The sequence below is a fragment of the Pelagimonas sp. KU-00592-HH genome, from assembly GCF_040369695.1.
Lineage (GTDB): Bacteria > Pseudomonadota > Alphaproteobacteria > Rhodobacterales > Rhodobacteraceae > Shimia.
In genome coordinates this window covers 1,279,705-1,299,138 of the sequence record NZ_BAABWM010000001.1, presented here as the reverse complement: position 1 = coordinate 1,299,138, position 19,434 = coordinate 1,279,705, and the positions used below count along the sequence as shown (strand labels likewise).

Below are 19,434 nucleotides of genomic sequence, written 5' to 3'. Positions count from 1 at the left end.
CACAGGTCCAGGCCAATCCTTGACCCAGATCAAGCGCGAACATGAATATGCTAAATGAACCGTCCTTAATCAGTTCGCACGAGTGTGCGGATTGTCCGATTCGCCACAGGGCTGTGTGCGCACGCTGCGACGCAACTGAACTCGAGGCGCTGGATGAGATCAAGTATTACCGCAGTTTCGAGGCGGGACAGACCGTTATCTGGTCTGGTGACCCGATGGATTTTGTCGGCTCGGTGGTGACCGGGATCGCCTCTTTGACGCAGACGATGGAAGATGGACGCACCCAGATGGTGGGCCTGTTGCTGCCGTCGGATTTCGTTGGACGTCCGGGGCGCGAGGGCGCGGCCTATGACGTGGTGGCGACCACTGACCTCGTGATGTGCTGTTTCCGCAAGAAGCCGTTCGAGCGGATGATGATCGAGACGCCGCATATCGCGCAGCGCCTTCTGGAGATGACACTGGACGAGCTGGATGCGGCGCGTGAATGGATGCTGGTGCTTGGTCGCAAGACCGCGCGCGAGAAGATCGCGAGCCTGTTGTCGATCATCGCGCGGCGTGATGCGTCTTTGAAGCTGTCGGGGATGCAGGGGCCGCTGGTGTTCGATCTGCCGCTGACCCGCGAGGCGATGGCCGATTATCTGGGCCTGACGCTTGAGACGGTGAGCCGCCAGATGTCGGCGCTGAAGCGGGATGGTGTGATCCAGCTTGAGGGCAAGCGGCATGTGACCATTCCCGATTTGTCCCGCCTTCTTGAGGAAGCCGGCGACGATGCGGACGGCGGTATGATGGCCTGAGCCAAACCCGGTTTCACAGACGAGAAAAGCCGCCGAGGATTTCGGCGGCTTTGGTTTTTTTGGGGTGTCTTCAGTGTGCCATGAAGACGGGAATATCGGCCTGTTCCAACATGTTACGGGTTGCGCCGCCGAGGATGGCCTCGCGGAAGCGGGAGTGGCCATAGGCGCCCATGACAACCATTTCGCACTCGGTGTCCTTGGCATGGCGCAGCAGGACGTCGGAGACGCGCGGCAGAGTTTTGGACAGGACGTCGATCTCGACGCGGACGCCGTGGCGCGACAGGAACTGTGACAGAAGGCCACCCGGGTCAGACCGGTGCGGGCCGTGGGTGGGCGGATCGATCACGACAACGCGCACCGCGTCGGCCTTTTGCAGGAAGGGCAGGGCCGCGCGTACGGCGACAAGGGCTTCGGCGCTTTCGTTCCAGCCGATCGAGATGCGTTTCGGGGTGGCCATCGGCGGGGTGTTGTCGGGGATGACCAGCACCGGGGCCTGACCTTCGAACATCGCGGCCTCGATGGTGGGCTCGAGTTCGGCGCCGTGATCCTTGCCATAGGGTTTGGGCAGCACCACGAGATCGGCAAAGCGGGCGCGGGCGGCAACGTGGCGGCCGAGATCGGCGATCTGGGCTACACCGGATTCCGTGCCCCAGCGGATGCCCGCGGCGCGCAGGTGTTCGATGGCCTGTTCTTCGAGGTCTTTGCTTTCCTTCTGGGCGCGGTTCAGGGTTTCCTGAAGGATCATCGCATTGGCACCGGCGTAGTAGTAGCCGGTCTGGCTGCGGTCCACGCCGAGGCAGAGTGCGTCAAGATGCGCCTCCTGGCCGCGGGCGAGTTCAATGCCCTGCGCCAGCGTGCTTTGAACAAAGGTTTTATCGGTCAGAACCGACAGAATTGATTTATAGGCCATTTCTTGAGCTCCGTGGCACGGGTCTGCGGGTGATTTCAGAACAGATTTGGGGCCTGTCCGTCCCATTGCCTTGATTAGGAGACCTTTTGAAAAGAAGTGCTTTGACACAGATCAATGCGTTTCTGCGACTGCGAAAGCAAAACACACTCAGTCTAAATCCGCCGAGGCAAAATCCGAATCGTGCCCGGCAAGACGAAGGGACGCAAAATGTTGAATTATATCAAGCTGATCGCGCTTGCTTTGGTCACGCTCTTCGCGTTGATCGCAGCAAACTATGCGCGCGATGTGGCTTACCTGGTCCATGCCGTGATCGTGGCATTGGTCTCGGGTGGCCTCTTTATCTGGACCTTGCGTGGGTTCGGGGATGCAAAAACCCCGGCGCCGCAGAACGAATATCTCGACAGCGTGGTCCGCGCTGGTGTTATCGCCACCTCCTTCTGGGGTGTGGTCGGGTTCCTGGCGGGCGTTTTCATCGCGTTCCAGCTGGCGTTCCCGGTGCTGAACTTTGATTGGGCACAAGGCTATGCCAACTTTGGCCGCCTGCGTCCGCTTCACACTTCGGCGGTGATTTTCGCATTTGGCGGCAACGCGCTTCTGGCGTCGTCGTTCTATGTTGTTCAGCGTACCTCGGCTGCCCGTCTCTGGGGCGGCAACCTCGCGTGGTTCGTGTTCTGGGGCTACCAGCTCTTCATCGTTCTGGCGGCAACCGGCTATCTGCTGGGCGGCACCCAGTCGAAAGAATACGCGGAACCCGAGTGGTATGTTGACCTCTGGCTGACCGTTGTTTGGGTGGCTTACCTGGCCGTGTTCCTGGGTACCATCATCAAACGCAAAGAGCCGCACATCTATGTTGCGAACTGGTTCTACCTGTCGTTCATCGTGACCGTTGCGATGCTGCACGTCGTCAACAACCTGACGATCCCCGTGTCGATCTTCGGTTCGAAGTCGGTCATCGTCTGGGCCGGTGTTCAGGACGCGATGACCCAGTGGTGGTATGGCCACAACGCTGTGGGCTTCTTCCTGACCGCAGGCTTCCTGGGCATGATGTACTACTTCATCCCGAAACAGGCTGAACGCCCTGTGTTCTCGTACAAGCTGTCGATCATCCACTTCTGGGCCCTGATCTTCATCTACATCTGGGCGGGTCCGCACCACCTGCACTATACCGCGCTGCCTGACTGGGCTTCGACGCTGGGCATGGTGTTCTCGGTTGTTCTGTGGATGCCTTCCTGGGGCGGCATGATCAACGGTCTGATGACCCTGTCGGGTGCATGGGACAAGCTGCGCACCGACCCTGTGATCCGTATGATGGTGATCTCGGTTGGTTTCTACGGCATGTCGACCTTCGAAGGTCCGATGATGTCGATCCGCGCCGTGAACTCGCTGTCGCACTACACTGACTGGACCATTGGTCACGTGCACTCGGGTGCGCTTGGTTGGAACGGCATGATCACTTTCGGTATGCTGTACTTCCTGGTTCCGGTTCTGTGGAAGCGTGAGCGCCTGTATTCGCTGCAACTGGTCAGCTGGCACTTCTGGCTCGCCACCATCGGTATTGTTCTCTATGCGGCGTCCATGTGGGTGACCGGCATCATGGAAGGCCTGATGTGGCGCGAAGTTGATGCCAACGGTTTCCTTGTGAACTCGTTCGCTGACACCGTGGCAGCTAAGTTCCCGATGTACGTTGTGCGCGGTCTGGGTGGGGTCATGTTCCTCGCTGGCGCCGTCATCATGTGCTACAACCTTTGGATGACTGTCCGTAAGGCCCCGGCTAAAGAAGCCAGCCTGTCGGTTGCAGTCCCGGCTGAATAAGGAGGGCCGGAGCAATGGCAATTCTCGATAAACATAAAATCCTCGAGACCAACGCGACCCTCCTGCTGATCTTCAGCTTCCTGGTCGTAACCATCGGCGGCATTGTGCAGATCGCACCGCTGTTCTGGCTGGAAAACACCATCGAGGACGTAGAGGGCATGCGCCCCTACACCCCGCTGGAAATGGCCGGCCGCGAGGTCTACCTGCGTGAAGGCTGCTATGTCTGTCACTCGCAGATGATCCGTCCGATGCGCGACGAGGTGGAGCGCTATGGTCACTACTCGCTGGCAGCGGAGTCGAAATACGACCACCCGTTCCAGTGGGGTTCCAAACGTACCGGTCCCGATCTCGCCCGTGTAGGCGGCCGTTATTCGGATGACTGGCACGTAGACCACCTGCGTGATCCGCAGTCGGTTGTTCCGGAATCGGTGATGCCGAAGTACGGCTTCCTTGAAAAGAAGAAGATCGACGGCAAGTACATCGGTGACATCATGAGCACCAACGCTCTGTTGGGTACGCCCTACACCGAGGACATGATCGCCAACGCCCAAGCCGACTTTGCGGCCCAGGCGGATCCGGACAGCGACTATGATGGTCTGCTCGAACGCTATGGTGAGAAAGTCAACGTACGCAACTTTGACGGTAAGCCCGGCGTGTCCGAAATGGACGCAATGGTTGCCTACCTGCAAATGCTGGGTACGCTGGTCGACTTCTCGACCTTCACGCCGGACGCGTCGCGGTAAGGAGTTAGGAACATGGAGACCTATTCCCTACTGCGAGAGTTCGCTGATAGCTGGATGCTTCTGTTCCTGTTTGCGTTCTTCATTGGTGTTGTCGTCTGGGTTTTCCGCCCAGGCGCCACCAAGGAGTACCGCGACACCGCAGACATCCCGTTCCGGCACGAAGACAAACCCGCCACGGAATGAGGAGGCGAGGACATGAGTAAAAAACCTGTTCAAAAAGGAAACCAGATCGAGACGACTGGTCACTCCTGGGACGGCATCGAAGAATATAACAACCCTCTTCCCAAGTGGTGGGTCTACATCTTCTATGCCTGTATCGTTTGGGGCATTGGCTATACCATCGCGTATCCCGCATGGCCCGGTATCAAAGGCGCAACCGCCGGTGTTCTGGGGTATTCGACCCGGGGCGAAGTGGCTGCCGAGATCGACCGTGTGAATACAAGCCTCGCGCCGATCAACGCCAAGCTGGAAGCGGCGGAACTGACCGCGATCACAGAGCCTGGTGAATTGAATGACTATGCAAAGTCTGCCGGTGCCGCCGTGTTCAAGACCTGGTGTGCCCAGTGTCACGGTTCGGGTGCTGCCGGTGCGGTTGGCTATCCCAACCTTCAGGATGATGACTGGCTGTGGGGTGGTGACATCGAATCGATCCACACCACCGTTAGCCACGGTATCCGGAACGAAGAAGACGAAGATGCGCGTTTCTCGGAAATGCCTGCCTTTGGCGACGACTATCTGGAAGACGAGCAGATCGAAGCTGTCGTCAACTACGTGATGTCGCTGTCGGGTGATGCGAAAGACGCATCGCTTGTTGCAGATGGCGCAGTTGTCTTTGCGGACGAATGCTCGGCCTGCCACATGGATGACGGTACCGGTGACCGCGCACAGGGTGCGCCGAACCTGACCGACGCCATCTGGCTGTTCGGCGGTGACTATGACTCGATCAAAGAGACCGTCACCTATAGCCGCGCAGGCGTTATGCCGAACTGGAACACCCGTCTGACCGAAGCGCAAATCCGCGCCGTGTCGGCCTATGTGCACCAGCTGGGTGGTGGCGAATAAGCCATCCTGACATTTCCGGGGGCAGGATTTGCCCCCGGCTCAAGCGCCAGTCTCCGTCATGTTCGCGCGTTTCCCGGGGGCTGGCGTTTCCTTTTGGCCCAATCAATTTTCAACACGCCTTGCAGGGTGACGCAGGGCGAGACGTTTCATAGACTGGTGGCAGAATGGCCCCTGTGTCGGGCCGGATTGCCGAAAGGATATTTCATGTTTCGAATTTTCGCGGCGCTGGCCTGTGTTGTCGGCCTGAACGCCTCACCCGCCCAAGCCCAGCAGGTGATGGGCGAATACCTGACCTGGCTGGGCCCTCGGGATCTTGTCAATTCGAGCGGAACTCCGTTGACCACCTTCGGGGCGGTGCTGGCGCAGGATCGGGCCAATTTTCACCGTTTTGGCAAGCGGGATGACTATGATGGGAATGATCCGTTCTTTCACCGTCGGGACCTGCGTGCCAACCTGCCGGCTTATTATCGGGCGGGACAGCCGGTGGCGCGTTATATTTTCGAGGACGTGATGAGCGGGCGCGGGCATTACGTGTTTGTCCGCATCTTTGGCAGCGGGGGGCGGATCACCCATGTGAACGTCTATGAAGGGGCCGGGTAAGGCCGCCTGCGGGATCTGTCACATTAGTGTCGTACAGCAGGTTTAGAAATTGGTTCACCGGCATCCGACCCTACAGGGGTGCCGGGAATTTCAGGCCAGAATCATGCCCGCCCTTCCAGGCGGGCTTATTCTTTTGGGGCCATCAGTCTTTTTTGCCTGTGCTGCGGGTTTGCGGTTTGGGGGGCAGCTGGCCAAGGGGGGATTGGCGGGTTGCGATGTTGAAGACATCTGAAAGTAGAAATAGCATGTCAGCCTCCTTTGGTGGTTCGTTTCTGTCTTGAAACATGGCGTTTCGGGCGCGAAACTGCGACTCAGGAATGAAAGCAACATGTAAGCCCTGATTACATATGGACTGGACGAGACTGCCCCCGATGAGCGCGCTTCGTGCCTTTGCCGCCTTTGCCGAGAAGGGATCGGTGCAGGCGGCGGGGGCGGGGCTGAACGTGAGTCACGCGGCTATCAGCCAGCAGATCCGCAATCTGGAGGCGCATCTGGGCGTGCCGCTTCTGGATCGCGCGGGGCGCTCTGCGGTCCTGACGGTTGAGGGGCGGCGTCTTGCGGATGCCTTGCTGGACGGGTTCACGACGATCGCGGAGCGGGTTGAGGAACTGTCGATGCAGGAGGGGGGGCGCCCCCTGCACGTGGCGACAACACCGCAGTTTGCCTCGAACTGGCTGGTGCACCGGCTGCCGGCGTTTCGCGCCAAGCATCCAGAGATCGATATCATGATTGATCCGAACCCGGCGCTGACCGATCCGAGACCGGGCGGCATTGATCTGTGTATCCGCTATGGCGACGGGAACTGGCCGGGGCTGGAGGCGCAGGAACTGGTGCATACGCCGATTGCCGTGGTGGCGGCGCCCGAGTTGATCGGGGACAGGAAGGTGGAAAGTGCCCTGGACCTTGCCGACCTGCCCTGGTTGCAGGAGTTGGGCACCTCGGAAGCAAGTCTCTGGCTGGAAGAGAACGGCGTGGCCGAGGGCGCCACGAAGGGGGGCATGATCCATCTGCCCGGCAACCTGTTGCAGCACGCGGCGCGCAATGCACAGGGGGTTGCGGTCAGTACGCGGATCTGGGTCGAGGATGATCTGGCGGCGGGGCGGCTGGTGCAGCTGTTCGAGGGGGCGTTCGAGAAGGGCTATCACGTGGTCAGCAACCCGGCCGCGCTGCGACCGGCGGCCAAGGCATTCCGGGCCTGGGTTCTGAGGCAGGCCCGGAGTGAACGTTAACCCATTGCGCTTTCGGTTTTGCGGGCGCGGGCGCGGCGGGCGTCGTCGCGATCGCTCCAGAAGGCGAGGAAGACCCAGGCAATCATGTAGACGGTTCCGAAACCGATGATCACCTCGCCGGGAAGCGGGCCAACATCGGCGCGGCGGAAGGCCTCGTCCCAGGATTGCACGGCGGTGGGGTGAACGGCGATCTTGCCTGCGAAAGCGAGGGACTGGATCAGCAAAATCCACAGGTAGTTGCGGCGGATGCGGCGTCCGACGGCGACCATGTAGGGCACGTGGTATTTGGGGCGCATGTAGTCGTTGGCGAGAACCTTCTGCCAGTTTTCCTCGAGGTGAAGATCTCCGTCATACAGCATGGGGGCGTAGAAGTGGGTTTCCAGCCACCGCGCCCTTGCACGCCAGACGTTGAAATAACGGTAGCGGCGGGCTTCGAGCATCAGGAAGAAGATGATGAGGACACCAACCAGCACGAGGGGCAGGGGAGAGGCGTCAGGTGATGCAAAGGAAATCGACAGGGCCACGCCAAGGGTGACAACGGCCCAGTTCGTGGTCGTGTCCAGCCGGGTGCGCCAGATGGTGCTGCGATAGACTTCGCCGCGGTAAAGGTGGGCCACGGCCCCGATCTCGGCGGCGTTGAGCGACTTGCGCTCGCTTTCTTCTTGGGAAATCGTCCTGCCTCCACTTCAAGATGATTTTTCCCGCTCCCTGACAAGGATAATGCACGCAGTTTGATCTGGGTCAAAGGCCGTAAGGCGGGAATCGGTGAGAGTGAGGGAAGAAATTGGTCCTTTGGCCGTACTCACGGAATGGACCTGAAAGTTGCCCGCGGCATTTTGGCGTGGAGCAAAAGTGCCGGCTTTCCGTCCTGTTCGCGCGTTTCCTGGAAAGCCGGCACTCATTCCTCCCCGATATAGCACCTGAAACGGCGGTCGCAAGGTGTGTGCGGCGCAGTTCCTGTTTTTGTGAGCCGTGGCGGATGGCCGCGTTTAAAGCTACATTTTTAATACAATATTTGACCCATATCAAAGTTCCGAACGGCTTCAGAGGCCAAAAGAACATCAGAGAATTCCCTATGCGCGAGTGATTCCAGTGAGCACTACTGATCAAGAACCTGGCCTTTACGCTGCCCGAGAGCCGATTTTCCCGAAGCGGGTCAAAGGCAAGTTTCGTAACCTGAAATGGTACCTGATGGCCGTCATGCTGGGTATCTATTACCTGACGCCGTGGATCCGTTGGGACCGCGGTCCGAGCTTGCCGGATCAGGCAGTTCTGCTGGACCTTGGCAACCGCCGCTTCTTTTTCTTCATGATCGAGATCTGGCCGCACGAATTCTATTTCGTTGCGGGTTTGCTGGTGATGGCGGGCCTTGGCCTGTTCCTGTTCACCTCGGCACTTGGGCGTGTGTGGTGTGGTTATGCCTGTCCGCAGACCGTTTGGACCGATCTTTTCATCCTCGTGGAGCGATGGATCGAAGGGGACCGCAACGCGCGCCTGCGTCTGCATCGTCAGAAGAAATGGGATCTGCGCAAGTTCCGCCTGCGGATGATCAAATACCTGAGCTGGATTCTGATCGCCCTGGCGACCGGTGGGGCCTGGGTGTTCTATTTCACAGATGCGCCGACGCTGATGGTGGACCTGTTCAAGGGAACGGCGCACCCGATTGCCTATACCACCATCGCGGTCATGACCTTCACCACGGTATTCTTTGGGGCCATCGCGCGGGAACAGATCTGTATCTATGCCTGCCCGTGGCCGCGTATCCAGGCGGCGATGATGGACGAAGACACCCTGACCGTCGGGTACCGCGACTGGCGCGGTGAGCCGCGCAAAGGATCGCAAGAGGTGCGTGACGGCGAAACGCAGGGTGATTGCATCAACTGCATGGCCTGTGTGAACGTCTGCCCGGTGGGTATCGACATTCGTGATGGTCAGCAGCTGGAGTGCATTACCTGTGCGCTGTGTATCGATGCCTGCGACGAGATCATGGACAAGATCGGCAAGCCGCGTGGCCTGATCGATTATCTTGCCGTTGGTGACGAGGCCTGGGAGACCGCTGGCAACGCACCGCGCAGCATCTGGAAGCACCACTTCCTGCGTCCGCGCACGATCCTTTACACCACGTTGTGGTCGCTGGTGGGCGTCCTGCTGGTGGTGGCCCTGTTCCTGCGGACCGATATCGACATGACGGTTGCGCCGGTTCGGAACCCGACCTTCGTGACGCTGTCGGATGGGACCATCCGCAACACCTATGAGATCCGTCTGCGCAACAAGCATGGCGAGGACCGTCCGTTCCGCATCTCGGTCAAGGGGGATCCGACCCTGCGTATCGATCTGGAAGGCACGCCCTATGAGACCGTAACGGTTCCGGCGGATACGATGAAGTTGCAACGTGTCTATGTTCTGGCGCCGAAGGGATCGCTTCCGGCGAACGGCGAAGCCACTGATTTCCGTTTCTGGGTCGAAGATGCGCTGAACGGTGATCGCGTGTATAAGGACACGGTGTTTAACGGGAAGGCCAACTGATGAGTTCAGAACGTAAATTCACCGGCAAACATGCCGCCATGATCTTTGTCGGCGCGTTTGGTGTGATCATCGGGGTAAATGTCCTCCTGGCAGTCTCGGCTGTCAGGACCTTCCCCGGCCTTGAGGTCAAGAATTCCTACGTGGCCAGTCAGGAGTTTGACGACCGTCGTGATGCGCAGGAGTCGCTGGGCTGGAAGGTTGCGGCGCGGCACACTGGCGGGTTGTTGATCCTTCAGATCTCGGACATCAACGGCCGTCCGGTAGAGGCCCGCGAGCTGGATGCGGTGCTGGGGCGGGCGACCCATGTGAAAGATGATGTTGTTCCCGATTTCGAATTCGACGGCACCGCTTATGTGGCGCCGATGGCTATTGAGAAGGGCAACTGGAACATCCGGATGAAGGCTGTTGCCAAAGACGGGACCGAGTTCAACCAACGGGTTGTTCTCTATGTGACGGAGTAAGTTCATGACCGCTGCCATGCGCCCCGGAACCTCGGCCTGTCCTGCCTGCGTTGCTGCGCCTGCCGCAGAGTCGCTGGCCGAGCAGGAGGCCCATGAAGAGGCCCGCCTTGCCCTTTCTTTGCCGACCATTCACTGCGCGGCCTGTATCTCGGCGGTTGAACGCGAGTTGCATCGCCAACCCGGTGTGAAATCGGCGCGGGTGAATCTGACGCTGAAGCGGGCGACGGTTGAGGCCGAGGCGGATGTGACGGCACAGGACCTTGTGAAGGTGCTGGAGGGGATCGGTTACGAGGCGCACGAGCTGGATGCGGGGACGCTTTCGGCAACGGCGTCGGACAAGGCGGGGCGTGATCTGCTGATGCGTCTGGCGGTGGCCGGGTTCGCCTCGATGAACGTGATGCTTTTGTCGGTGTCGGTCTGGTCCGGCGCCGAGGCGGCAACGCGGGACATGTTCCACTGGATTTCGGCAGCGATTGCCCTGCCGACCATCGTGTTTTCGGGCAAGCCGTTTTACGTGAATGCCTGGTCGGCGCTGAAGAACAAGCGCCTGAACATGGATGTGCCGATTGTGCTGGCCATTGTGCTGGCGGTTGTGACCTCGCTTTGGGAGACCATGCTGTCGGGGGAACATGCCTATTTCGATGCGGCGCTGACGTTGGTGTTTTTCCTGCTGGCAGGGCGGTATCTTGATTATCGCACGCGGGCGGTGGCGCGCTCTGCGGCCGAGGAGCTTGCGGCGCTTGAGGTGCCGCGCGCCATTCGCGTGGTCGATGGCGTGGAAGACACCGTGCAGGTGTCCGAACTGGCGGTGGGCGACCTTGTGCTGGTGCGCCCCGGCGGGCGGATGCCGGTGGACGGTGAGATTGTCGAAGGCCAGTCTGAGCTGGATCGCTCGCTTCTGACGGGCGAGACCCTGCCGGTCTATGCCGAGCCGGGGCTTGGCGTAAGTGCCGGGGAAGTGAACCTGACCGGGCCGCTGGTGGTGCGGGCGACGGCGGTGGGCGAGGAGACCTCGCTGCATCGCATGGCCGATCTGGTGGCGATCGCGGAATCGGGGCGGTCACGCTATACCTCATTGGCGGACAGCGCTGCCAAGCTCTATGCGCCCGGTGTGCATATACTGTCGGCCTTGGCCTTCGTGGGCTGGTTCCTTTACACTTTTGACATGCGCACCGCGCTGAACATCGCGGCGGCGGTTCTGATCATCACCTGTCCCTGTGCGCTTGGGCTTGCGGTGCCTGCGGTGACGACGGCGGCCTCGGGGCGGCTGTTCAAACAGGGGATGCTGATCAAGCATTCCACGGCGCTGGAACGGCTGGCGCAGGTGGATACGGTGGTGTTCGACAAGACGGGCACCTTGACGGCGGGGACGCCGGAAGTGACCAACCTCGGGGATTTTCCGCGCCGCGAGGTCGAAGTGGCCATGGCGTTGGCGATGGGCTCATCGCACCCCTTGTCGCTGGCGCTGGTCGATGCCGCGCGGGAGGCGGGGATCAAACCGGCCCAGTTGAGCGACATCGAGGAAGTTCCGGGGTTCGGGACGCAGGGCAAGTTGCATGGCAAGCTGGTGCGCCTTGGACGGGCGGCCTGGGTCGGGGCGCAGCCTCTGGCGCAGACCTCGGCTTTCCTGTCGATGGGTGAAGATGCATCGCGGGCCTTTACCTTCTCGGATGCGCTGCGCGATGGCGCGGAAGAGTCGGTTCGCGCGTTGCTGGAGGATGGCAAGGACGTGATGCTGATCTCGGGCGACAGCACCGGGGCGGTTGAAGCCTTGGCCAATCGTCTGGGCATCCAGAAGTGGGTGGCAGAGGCGCTGCCGGAAGACAAGGCCGCGAAGGTGCAGGCACTGGCGGAGCAGGGCAAGCATGTGCTGATGGTGGGCGATGGTCTGAACGATACGGCGGCCCTTGCGGCGGCGCATGTGTCGATCTCGCCGGCATCGGCGCTGGATGCGGCGCGGGTGGCATCGGATATCGTGTTGCTGGGCAGTGACCTGAGCCCGATTGCCGATGCGCTCAACACCGCGCGCAAGGCGACCAAGCGGATCCGGGAGAACTTCCAGATCGCGACGGTTTACAACGTGATTGCCGTGCCGCTGGCGATTGCCGGTCTGGCGACGCCGCTGATTGCCGCCTTGGCCATGTCGTCCTCTTCGATTACAGTCTCTCTCAACGCGTTGCGCCTGAGGTAATCCATGTCTGTGCTGTCCTATCTGATCCCGATCTCGCTAATACTTGGGGGCGTGGGCCTTCTGGCCTTTCTCTACACGGTGCGGTCGGACCAGTATGAAGACCCCGAAGGGGATGCGCAGCGTATCCTGAGCGGCGAGTGGGACGACCGCCCGAAACCGTGAGGAATGGCCGCGGGGGCGGGATGCCTCCGGCGGGAGTATTTCTGTGTGCATTGAAGCAGGGCTGGTTTTGTGACCGGCCCTTTTCTTATGGCTTGAAGATGACTGTCGCGGGGGAGAGGCCCGCGATTTCGACGCGGCAGGTTTGGCCGGGGGTGATGGGGCCGACGCCTGCGGGGGTGCCTGTCATGATCAGGTCGCCGGGGGCGAGGGTGACGAGGCGTGAGAGGAAGGCGATCACGTCACTGGTGGGCCAGATCATTTCCGAGAGATCGCCGGTCTGGCGCAGGTCGTCATCGACATGGGCGGTGATCGCGCCCGAGGTCAGTGGTCCGGTTTCGGTGATCGGGTGCAGCGGGCCGATGATGGCGGAGGCGTCAAAGCCCTTGGCCATGTCCCAGGGGCGGCGCATCTCCTTGGCGCGGGCCTGCATGTCGCGGCGGGTGAGATCGTTGCCGGTGGCATAGCCCCAGATGTGGCGGTCTGCGTCTTTTGCCGCAATATCGCGGCCGCCGGTGCCGATGGCGACGACCAGTTCCGCCTCGTGGTGGAGGTTTTCGGTGGCGGGTGGGAAGGGCAGGGTCAGGCCGGAGGGCACGGCTGCATCGCCGGGTTTGGTGAAGAAGAAGGGCGGCTCGCGGTCCGGGTCGTGCCCCATTTCTCGGGCGTGTTCGGAGTAGTTGCGGCCCACGCAGAAGATGCGGCGGACAGGGAACAGCGCGTCGCTGCCGTGGACCGGCAGCAGCGTCGGGGCGGGGGCGGGGATGATCGTTTTGCTCATGTCGCCAGTCTTGTCTCAGACGGGCGGCGGGGGCAAGCGATCAGGACGGGCCGATGGTGAAACAGGCGATCTGGCGGGCCTGAAGGCGGCGGCAGGCGAGGTCGGCGGTTTCGCGGGTCATGCCGACGAAGTTGGCCTCGAAGCCGCGCGAATTCTTGACCACCTTGCGCAGGGTGCCGTCGAGCGTGCTCATCTCGGTGAGCGCGGTTTTCAGGAGCACCTTTTCGGCGGCGTAGCGGCTGGCGTAGCGACCGACGTTGATGCCCCAGTGACGCCCGCCGGAGGTGGAGATACGTGTCACGACCTGCGGGGTGTCGATGTCTTCCTCGGGGAGGGCGGCGGCAGGTTTGTCGCCCTGGGCTTCGATGAGGGCGGTCTGGATGTCGAACTCGATGCTGCTGGCGCTGGCGACAACCGTATCCTGTGTTTCGGGCGTCTCGGGCTCGGTGCGGAACAGGGTTTTGGGGCGCAGTTGTGGGCGCAGGCTTTTCTTGACGGCGGTGGCGACGCGGATGGTTTTGCCGGCTGGCGCGCTGGTGCCGTAGTTCGGCAGTTTCGGTTTGCGCAGGGCGACGCGGCTGGGCGCGCGGCGGAAGCCGAGGTCGAGGAGTTCGGCGACCTTGGCGTTGCGCGAGGCGGTGGAGCGACCGCCGAAGACGGTAGCGATCACCCGTTCGCGGCCACGTTCGGCGGATGCCACGAGGTTGAAGCCCGCGGCGCGGGTATAGCCGGTCTTGATGCCGTCGGCGCCGCGATAGGCGTTCAGCAGGCGGCGGTTGGTGTTGTTGACGGTTTTCACGCCGGCGTGGGTCGAGCGGCGCGAGAACAGGTTGTAATACTGCGGGTAATCATAGAGCAGGTGCCGCCCGAGCGTTGTCATGTCGCGGGCGGTAGACAGGTGCCCCGATTCGGTCAGGCCGTGGGCGTTCTTGAAGGTGGTGTTGGTCATCCCGAGTGCCCGCGCGGTGCGGTTCATGCGGCGGGCGAACTTGGCCTCGGAGCCGGAGATGGCTTCGCCGATGGCGGTGGCGGCATCATTGGCGGACTTCACGGCGGCGGCGCGGATTAGGTAACGCAGGGCGATGCGTTGACCGGAGCGCAGGCCGAGTTTCGATGGCGGTTCGGCGGCGGCGTTCTTGGAGATGCGGACCTTGGTATCAAGGGAGATTTCGCCGTTTTTCACCGCCTCGAAAGCGATGTAGAGCGTCATCATCTTGGTCAGGGAGGCCGGGTGCAGACGGGTGTCGGCATTGCGGGAATGGAGGACTTCGCCCGAGCGCGCATCCACGACCATCGCGGCATAGGGTGCTGCGATTGCCGATAGGGGGAGGGTTGCCAGGCTCATCAGGAGCACTAGCGCAACGACACCGAAACGAGCCGGCGAACTGAGCCGAACCTTCACGATAAACTGCCTTCTCTGCCTCAAGCCGCCGGTTCTCCGGTTCGGCCTTATTATTTGACGTCACGCTAACACAGGGTGTCTTTTCGATAAAGCCTTTGTTTTCAGCAGGTTTGGCAGCGTGACCGGAAAAACAACCAAGATGTGGGGTATTTTTTCGGGGCGACCACTAGAGCGGGGGGAATGTGGCGGGAATAAGGCAGGTCAGCCGATGTCGTTTACGAGGTCGGCAAGCCCGGCCAGTGATTCCAGTTCGGCAAAGCGGGGCGCGTCGTTGGGGGCTTCGGCATGTTCGAGGGCCCAGACCAGACCGTGCGGGACGTAGACGCCCCAGCCGCCGGCCTCGATTGCCGGGACAACGTCGGAGCGCATGGAGTTGCCGACCATCATGGCGCGGTCAGGGCCGTCGCCGTGGCGGTCAAAGAGCGTGCGGTAGATGTCGGGTGTCTTGTTGGAGACGATTTCGACCCAGTCAAAGAGATCGCCAAGGCCGGATTGCGCCAGTTTGCGTTCCTGATCCAGAAGATCGCCCTTTGTAATCAACACGATACGGTGGCTTCCGGCCAGTGCTTCGACGGCCTCGCGGGCGTGCGGCAGGAGTTCGATGGGGTGTTGCAGCATGTCGCGTCCGGCGGCCATCAATTCGGCGATGACGCTGGCGGGAACCTGTTCTTCGGTGACCTCGATGGCGGTTTCGATCATCGACAGGACGAAGCCCTTGATGCCAAAGCCGTAGTGGCCGATGTTGCGCTTTTCGGCTTCGAGAAGGCGTTCCTCGAGATGGTCCTTGTGGGTGTAGTCGGCCAGCAATTCGGCAAAGCGATCCTGGGTGATGCGGAAGAATCGCTCGTTGTGCCAGAGGGTGTCATCGGCGTCGAAACCGACAGTGGTGAGGGTTCTGGACATGTTTCGCCTTGATTTCGTGGCCTGAAGCTCTTTTCTAGAACTAAAGACAGGTTATATAAACCCGCTAAGGCGACACCCTTAAACCAGACGCGGATACCCATGCACGATTATGCTTTGCACATGAGCGCCGATAACGGCGATGACGACGGCGATTTCGGCGTCGCGCTGCAGACGCGTACGCGCACGCGGCGTCCGCCTTTGTACAAGGTGCTTTTGCTGAACGACGACTATACCCCGATGGAATTCGTGGTTCACATCCTTGAGCGGTTCTTTGGCATGACCCACGCGCAGGCGTTCGAGATCATGTTGACCGTGCACAAGAAGGGTGTGGCGGTTGTTGGCGTGTTCAGCCACGAAATCGCGGAAACCAAGGTGACACAGGTGATGGATTTCGCCCGTCGTCACCAGCATCCGCTGCAATGCACAATGGAAAAGGAATGATCGGCGACGCGCCGGTTATCTGACCTCTGAATGTCCCATTCCCGTCTGACCCTGGCCATTGAGGACAATGGCCTGACCCTGCCCGAGGCGGGGGAGATCGCAGTTTTTGCCCCGCGTGCGGGGTTTGACCTATCGGCCCTGCCGCGCGAGCGGTGTCGGGTGATCCAGCCCCTGCGGCCCGACTATGAGGCCTATGAGCGGGCGGGATATGCCTGTGATGTTGCCGAGAACGGGCGCTATGCGGCTGCGCTGGTGTGCCTGCCGCGCGCCAAGAAACAGGCTCATGACCTGATCGCGCGGGCGGTGGCCTGTGCGGATGTGGTGATCGTGGACGGCCAGAAGACGGACGGGTCGGACAGTATCCTCAAGGAATGCCGCAAACGTGCAGAGGTGGCCGGTGTGGTCGCCAAGGCGCATGGCAAGCTGTTCTGGTTCTCGGGTGGCGATTTTGCCGATTGGGCCGCGCCCGAGTGGCAGGAGGTGGATGGTTTCCTGACCCGTGCCGGCGTGTTTTCGGCGGACGGGATTGATCCGGCGTCGAAGATGCTGGCGGCGGCCCTGCCTGCCAAGCTGGGGCGCAATGTTGCGGACCTTGGGGCCGGATGGGGATACCTGTCGCGTGACATCCTGAGCCGCGAGAGTGTCGAAACGCTTTACCTCGTGGAAGCGGATCATGTGGCCCTGGACTGCGCGCGAAAGAATGTCGAGGACGCGCGGGCCGCGTTTCACTGGGCGGATGTGACCCGGTGGGAGGCGCGGGCGCGGATGGATTCGGTGGTGATGAACCCGCCGTTCCACACCGGGCGGTCGGCCGAACCTGCGCTGGGCGTGGCCTTTATCGAGGCCGCGGCGCGGATGCTTGCACCGTCCGGTCAGTTGTGGATGGTGGCAAACCGTCATCTTCCCTATGAAACCGCGTTGAATGCGGCCTTTGGGCAGGTCGAGGAAATTGCGGGCGATGGTCGCTTCAAGGTGCTTCATGCGTCGCGTCCGTCTCGCGCGAGGCGGTAAAACCGCGTAAGGTCGCGCAGAATCATCGGAGGCGCAGATGTCTTTTTCGATTGCAGGCAAGACCGCGATTGTTACCGGAGCGGCAAACGGCATTGGATTGGCCGTGGCGCGTCACTTTGCGGATCACGGGGCCAACGTGATGTTTGCCGACATGGATGAGAGCGGTCTCATCGAAGAGGTTGGCGAAAACCGTGAAGAGGGCAATATCCGCTACTTTGCGGGTGATCTTCGCGAAAAGCTGACGATTGCGAACCTGTTGTCGGCGACGATCGACGCCTTTGATACGGTCGATATTCTTGTGAATGGCTGTCGGCAGGTGGTGCATTCCAATGCGCTTGATCCCGAGGACGAGTCGGTGATCACCATGCTGAATCAGAACCTCATGACCTCGCTGCGGCTCTCGCAGTATGTGGCCAAGCGGATGGTCAAGCAGGCCGAGGGCAAGGAAGAGGGCATGGCAGGGTCGATCATCAACCTGTCGTCGATTGCCTCGCGCCGGTCGCACCCCAACCTGTTGGCTTACTCGGTGTCGACGGCGGCGCTTGACCAGATGACCCGATCCCTTGCGGTTGCGCTTGCGCCGCATCGTATCCGGGTCAACGCGGTGGCGTTTGGATCGGTGATGTCGGCCAGCCTTCAGAGCACGCTGAAGGACAATCGCGATTATCGCAATCTTATCGAGGATAACACGCCCTTGGGCCGGATTGCCGGGCCGGGCGAGTTGGCGGATGCGGTGCAGTACCTTGCGTCGGAAGGGTCGGGTTTCATGACCGGGCAGATCCTGACGGTGGATGGTGGGCGCACCCTTGTTGATCCGGTGCCTGCTCCGGCGCACTAGATGCGTTGATCTGGCGCTGGCCCTTGTGGGGCGGCCCTGATAGTTGATCAGTCAAGACTGTTCAGGGAGAGACCGGATGACCGATCAGATGGAAAGCCAGAAGGCACGCGCGTCGGCGTGGTTCCGCGAGTTGCGCGATCAGATCGTGGCGGCGTTCGAGGGGCTGGAAGACAGCCATGCCGAGGGGCCGTTTGCCGATCAGGCCGCGGGCCGTTTCGACGTGAGCGAAACCAAACGCGCCAGTGCGGACGGATCGGATGCCGGTGGCGGATTGATGTCGGTGATGCGCGGTGGTCGCGTGTTCGAAAAGGTCGGCGTGAATATCTCGACCGTTTACGGCGAATTGGGTGAACGTGCGCAGGCGGCGATGGCGGCGCGCAAGGGCATTCCCGGCATGAAGGACGATCCGAGGTTCTGGGCCAGTGGCATTTCCCTCGTGGCGCATATGCAGAACCCGCATTGTCCCGCGGTGCACATGAACACGCGGATGTTCTGGACGCCGCATGCGTGGTGGTTTGGCGGCGGGTCCGACCTGAACCCCTGTCTTGAGTATGATGAGGACACCGCGCATTTCCACGCGGTTCAGAAGGAACACTGTGATCGCCACGACGAAGCGCATTACCCGCGCCTCAAGGAATGGGCGGACGAGTATTTCTATGTGCCGCACCGGGGCCGCGCGCGGGGTGTTGGCGGTATTTTCCTTGATGACCACAACAGCGGCGACTGGGAGGCGGATTTCGCCTTTATCCAGGATGTGGGCAAGGCGTTCCTGCCGGCCTTTGTGCCGCTGGTCGAGAAACGTCGGGTGGATGGATTTGGCGAGGCCGAGAAGGATGCGCAGTTGGTGCACCGTGGTCTCTATGCCGAGTACAATCTTGTTTATGACCGTGGCACCAAGTTCGGGCTTGAGACCGGGCATGACGCCAACGCGGTTCTGATGAGCCTGCCGCCGATGGCGAAGTGGGTGTAGGGGCAGATAGACCTGCCCCTCGCGGTTACTTGTTCTGAAGAATGTGGATGTGCCGGCAGAGGGTGCGGTGCATCATCTCGACCTCTTCATAGGGGCCGCGGATCGCCGTGATCTCGTTGCTGCTGTTGATCAGGCGCAGTTGCATGCGGGCAGGTGCGCCGGGCACTTCCGGTTTCTTGACGTAGATGCTCTTGATCTGGGTGAGCGGGAAGCTCTTGCTGCTGCGGACATTGTCGCGGCGATCAAGGCGGGTGAGGGTGAGGTCGCGGCGGCTTGGGTCGAGACGCAGTTCATGGCGCGAGCCGCGCAGGGCCGAGGTGTAGATCGCGATCCCGATGAGCGAAAAGGCCACGGCCAGCCCGGTCTTGGTCATCAACGACGGGAAGCCATCGGCGTTTTCCGGTACGAGCCACTGGATGAAGGCACCGAGGATCAGCACGATGCCGATAAAGCGAATGATTGCCTCGCCATGCGAGGTGTGGCGGAAGTATCCATCCATTTCCCGCGCCGTATAGGCATAGGCTTTCTGCACTTTGACTCGGGTAGGGGTCGCGGTTACTGCCAGTGATCCCGTCATTGCGTTCATAAGGTTATCTCCATT

The 19,434-nt window shown here is 61.1% G+C and carries 21 protein-coding genes; 15 read left to right on the top strand and 6 right to left on the bottom strand.

From position 1 onward, the window contains the following. Positions 1-47 precede the first annotated feature (47 nt). Positions 48-794, top strand: coding sequence for a transcriptional regulator FnrL (fnrL, locus tag ABWV42_RS06295; RefSeq protein ID WP_353339524.1), 747 nt, complete (start codon positions 48-50; stop codon positions 792-794). 70 nt (positions 795-864) lie between these two features. Here fnrL and ABWV42_RS06290 read toward each other — a convergent pair whose 3' ends face one another. Further along, a complete protein-coding gene (locus tag ABWV42_RS06290) occupies positions 865-1,704 on the bottom strand; it encodes a universal stress protein (protein WP_353339350.1) in 840 nt (279 codons plus the stop codon). 207 nt (positions 1,705-1,911) lie between these two features. Here ABWV42_RS06290 and ccoN point away from each other — a divergent pair, with 207 nt between their 5' ends. The 6 genes from ccoN to ABWV42_RS06260 all read left to right on the top strand — a co-directional run bounded on the left by ccoN (position 1,912) and on the right by ABWV42_RS06260 (position 7,150). Continuing rightward, complete coding sequence (ccoN, locus tag ABWV42_RS06285; RefSeq protein ID WP_255107623.1) at positions 1,912-3,516, top strand: cytochrome-c oxidase, cbb3-type subunit I; 1,605 nt, start codon at positions 1,912-1,914, stop codon at positions 3,514-3,516. Positions 3,517-3,530: 14 nt separating this feature from the next. Further along, the gene (gene ccoO, locus ABWV42_RS06280; RefSeq protein WP_255107620.1) at positions 3,531-4,259 is read left to right on the top strand and encodes a cytochrome-c oxidase, cbb3-type subunit II; all 729 of its coding nucleotides are present in this window, start codon (positions 3,531-3,533) and stop codon (positions 4,257-4,259) included. Positions 4,260-4,271: 12 nt separating this feature from the next. Continuing rightward, complete coding sequence (locus ABWV42_RS06275) at positions 4,272-4,442, top strand: cbb3-type cytochrome c oxidase subunit 3 (RefSeq protein ID WP_255107619.1); 171 nt, start codon at positions 4,272-4,274, stop codon at positions 4,440-4,442. Between the two features lie 12 nt (positions 4,443-4,454). Continuing rightward, a complete protein-coding gene (gene ccoP, locus ABWV42_RS06270; RefSeq protein WP_353339348.1) occupies positions 4,455-5,321 on the top strand; it encodes a cytochrome-c oxidase, cbb3-type subunit III in 867 nt (288 codons plus the stop codon). Positions 5,322-5,525: 204 nt separating this feature from the next. Continuing rightward, a complete protein-coding gene (locus tag ABWV42_RS06265; protein WP_353339347.1) occupies positions 5,526-5,921 on the top strand; it encodes a hypothetical protein in 396 nt (131 codons plus the stop codon). Positions 5,922-6,292: 371 nt separating this feature from the next. Beyond that, positions 6,293-7,150: a LysR family transcriptional regulator gene (locus ABWV42_RS06260; RefSeq protein ID WP_353339346.1), complete on the top strand. Its 858-nt coding sequence runs from the start codon at positions 6,293-6,295 to the stop codon at positions 7,148-7,150. Here the strand turns inward: ABWV42_RS06260 and ABWV42_RS06255 are convergent. Further along, positions 7,147-7,776, bottom strand: coding sequence for a DUF2270 domain-containing protein (locus tag ABWV42_RS06255; protein ID WP_353339523.1), 630 nt, complete (start codon positions 7,774-7,776; stop codon positions 7,147-7,149). The genes ABWV42_RS06260 and ABWV42_RS06255 overlap by 4 nt on opposite strands. Before the next feature lie 466 nt (positions 7,777-8,242). Here ABWV42_RS06255 and ccoG point away from each other — a divergent pair, with 466 nt between their 5' ends. The 4 genes from ccoG to ccoS are packed head-to-tail and all read left to right on the top strand — an operon-like array spanning position 8,243 to position 12,490. Next, positions 8,243-9,676 carry a cytochrome c oxidase accessory protein CcoG gene (gene ccoG / locus ABWV42_RS06250; RefSeq protein ID WP_255107611.1) on the top strand — a complete coding sequence of 478 codons (1,434 nt, stop codon included), beginning with the start codon at positions 8,243-8,245 and terminating at the stop codon, positions 9,674-9,676. Continuing rightward, positions 9,676-10,137 (top strand): FixH family protein, encoded by a 462-nt coding sequence (locus tag ABWV42_RS06245; RefSeq protein ID WP_353339345.1) that lies wholly within the window; start codon positions 9,676-9,678, stop codon positions 10,135-10,137. Before ccoG ends, ABWV42_RS06245 begins: the two co-directional genes overlap by 1 nt. A gap of 4 nt (positions 10,138-10,141) precedes the next feature. Then, positions 10,142-12,328 (top strand): heavy metal translocating P-type ATPase, encoded by a 2,187-nt coding sequence (locus tag ABWV42_RS06240; protein WP_353339344.1) that lies wholly within the window; start codon positions 10,142-10,144, stop codon positions 12,326-12,328. Positions 12,329-12,331: 3 nt separating this feature from the next. Next, complete coding sequence (ccoS, locus tag ABWV42_RS06235) at positions 12,332-12,490, top strand: cbb3-type cytochrome oxidase assembly protein CcoS (RefSeq protein ID WP_255107607.1); 159 nt, start codon at positions 12,332-12,334, stop codon at positions 12,488-12,490. A gap of 85 nt (positions 12,491-12,575) precedes the next feature. Here ccoS and ABWV42_RS06230 read toward each other — a convergent pair whose 3' ends face one another. From ABWV42_RS06230 to ABWV42_RS06220, 3 genes are all read right to left on the bottom strand, one after another. After that, the gene (locus ABWV42_RS06230; protein WP_353339343.1) at positions 12,576-13,268 is read right to left on the bottom strand and encodes a fumarylacetoacetate hydrolase family protein; all 693 of its coding nucleotides are present in this window, start codon (positions 13,266-13,268) and stop codon (positions 12,576-12,578) included. A 40-nt stretch (positions 13,269-13,308) separates the two neighbouring features. Beyond that, positions 13,309-14,613 (bottom strand): D-alanyl-D-alanine carboxypeptidase family protein, encoded by a 1,305-nt coding sequence (locus tag ABWV42_RS06225; RefSeq protein WP_353339342.1) that lies wholly within the window; start codon positions 14,611-14,613, stop codon positions 13,309-13,311. A gap of 258 nt (positions 14,614-14,871) precedes the next feature. Continuing rightward, positions 14,872-15,573, bottom strand: a complete 702-nt coding sequence (locus ABWV42_RS06220) for an HAD family hydrolase (RefSeq protein WP_353339341.1) — start codon at positions 15,571-15,573, stop codon at positions 14,872-14,874. A 120-nt stretch (positions 15,574-15,693) separates the two neighbouring features. Here ABWV42_RS06220 and clpS point away from each other — a divergent pair, with 120 nt between their 5' ends. The 4 genes from clpS (at position 15,694) to hemF (ending at position 18,833) form a co-directional block, all read left to right on the top strand. Continuing rightward, positions 15,694-16,014, top strand: a complete 321-nt coding sequence (gene clpS, locus ABWV42_RS06215; protein ID WP_255107862.1) for an ATP-dependent Clp protease adapter ClpS — start codon at positions 15,694-15,696, stop codon at positions 16,012-16,014. 30 nt (positions 16,015-16,044) lie between these two features. After that, positions 16,045-17,025 (top strand): class I SAM-dependent methyltransferase, encoded by a 981-nt coding sequence (locus ABWV42_RS06210; protein ID WP_353339340.1) that lies wholly within the window; start codon positions 16,045-16,047, stop codon positions 17,023-17,025. Between the two features lie 37 nt (positions 17,026-17,062). Further along, on the top strand, positions 17,063-17,863 hold the full coding sequence (locus ABWV42_RS06205) for an SDR family NAD(P)-dependent oxidoreductase (protein ID WP_255107597.1): 801 nt from the start codon (positions 17,063-17,065) through the stop codon (positions 17,861-17,863). 76 nt (positions 17,864-17,939) lie between these two features. Next, positions 17,940-18,833 (top strand): oxygen-dependent coproporphyrinogen oxidase, encoded by an 894-nt coding sequence (gene hemF / locus ABWV42_RS06200; protein ID WP_353339339.1) that lies wholly within the window; start codon positions 17,940-17,942, stop codon positions 18,831-18,833. A gap of 25 nt (positions 18,834-18,858) precedes the next feature. On the opposite strand, the gene ABWV42_RS06195 is transcribed toward hemF, so the two are convergent. Then, positions 18,859-19,419 carry a hypothetical protein gene (locus tag ABWV42_RS06195; protein ID WP_353339338.1) on the bottom strand — a complete coding sequence of 187 codons (561 nt, stop codon included), beginning with the start codon at positions 19,417-19,419 and terminating at the stop codon, positions 18,859-18,861. Positions 19,420-19,434: the final 15 nt, after the last annotated feature.

Excerpts from the sequence above, each read along its gene's own strand:
- fnrL (WP_353339524.1), top strand. The coding sequence starts at position 48 with ATGCTAAATGAACCGTCCTTAATCAGTTCGCACGAGTGTGCGGATTGT.
- ABWV42_RS06290 (WP_353339350.1), bottom strand. The coding sequence starts at position 1,704 with ATGGCCTATAAATCAATTCTGTCGGTTCTGACCGATAAAACCTTTGTT.
- ccoN (WP_255107623.1), top strand. The coding sequence starts at position 1,912 with ATGTTGAATTATATCAAGCTGATCGCGCTTGCTTTGGTCACGCTCTTC.
- ccoO (WP_255107620.1), top strand. The coding sequence starts at position 3,531 with ATGGCAATTCTCGATAAACATAAAATCCTCGAGACCAACGCGACCCTC.
- ABWV42_RS06275 (WP_255107619.1), top strand. The coding sequence starts at position 4,272 with ATGGAGACCTATTCCCTACTGCGAGAGTTCGCTGATAGCTGGATGCTT.
- ccoP (WP_353339348.1), top strand. The coding sequence starts at position 4,455 with ATGAGTAAAAAACCTGTTCAAAAAGGAAACCAGATCGAGACGACTGGT.
- ABWV42_RS06265 (WP_353339347.1), top strand. The coding sequence starts at position 5,526 with ATGTTTCGAATTTTCGCGGCGCTGGCCTGTGTTGTCGGCCTGAACGCC.
- ABWV42_RS06260 (WP_353339346.1), top strand. The coding sequence starts at position 6,293 with ATGAGCGCGCTTCGTGCCTTTGCCGCCTTTGCCGAGAAGGGATCGGTG.
- ABWV42_RS06245 (WP_353339345.1), top strand. The coding sequence starts at position 9,676 with ATGAGTTCAGAACGTAAATTCACCGGCAAACATGCCGCCATGATCTTT.
- ABWV42_RS06240 (WP_353339344.1), top strand. The coding sequence starts at position 10,142 with ATGACCGCTGCCATGCGCCCCGGAACCTCGGCCTGTCCTGCCTGCGTT.
- ccoS (WP_255107607.1), top strand. The coding sequence starts at position 12,332 with ATGTCTGTGCTGTCCTATCTGATCCCGATCTCGCTAATACTTGGGGGC.
- ABWV42_RS06230 (WP_353339343.1), bottom strand. The coding sequence starts at position 13,268 with ATGAGCAAAACGATCATCCCCGCCCCCGCCCCGACGCTGCTGCCGGTC.
- ABWV42_RS06225 (WP_353339342.1), bottom strand. The coding sequence starts at position 14,613 with ATGAGCCTGGCAACCCTCCCCCTATCGGCAATCGCAGCACCCTATGCC.
- ABWV42_RS06220 (WP_353339341.1), bottom strand. The coding sequence starts at position 15,573 with ATGTCCAGAACCCTCACCACTGTCGGTTTCGACGCCGATGACACCCTC.
- clpS (WP_255107862.1), top strand. The coding sequence starts at position 15,694 with ATGAGCGCCGATAACGGCGATGACGACGGCGATTTCGGCGTCGCGCTG.
- ABWV42_RS06210 (WP_353339340.1), top strand. The coding sequence starts at position 16,045 with ATGTCCCATTCCCGTCTGACCCTGGCCATTGAGGACAATGGCCTGACC.
- ABWV42_RS06205 (WP_255107597.1), top strand. The coding sequence starts at position 17,063 with ATGTCTTTTTCGATTGCAGGCAAGACCGCGATTGTTACCGGAGCGGCA.
- hemF (WP_353339339.1), top strand. The coding sequence starts at position 17,940 with ATGACCGATCAGATGGAAAGCCAGAAGGCACGCGCGTCGGCGTGGTTC.
- ABWV42_RS06195 (WP_353339338.1), bottom strand. The coding sequence starts at position 19,419 with ATGAACGCAATGACGGGATCACTGGCAGTAACCGCGACCCCTACCCGA.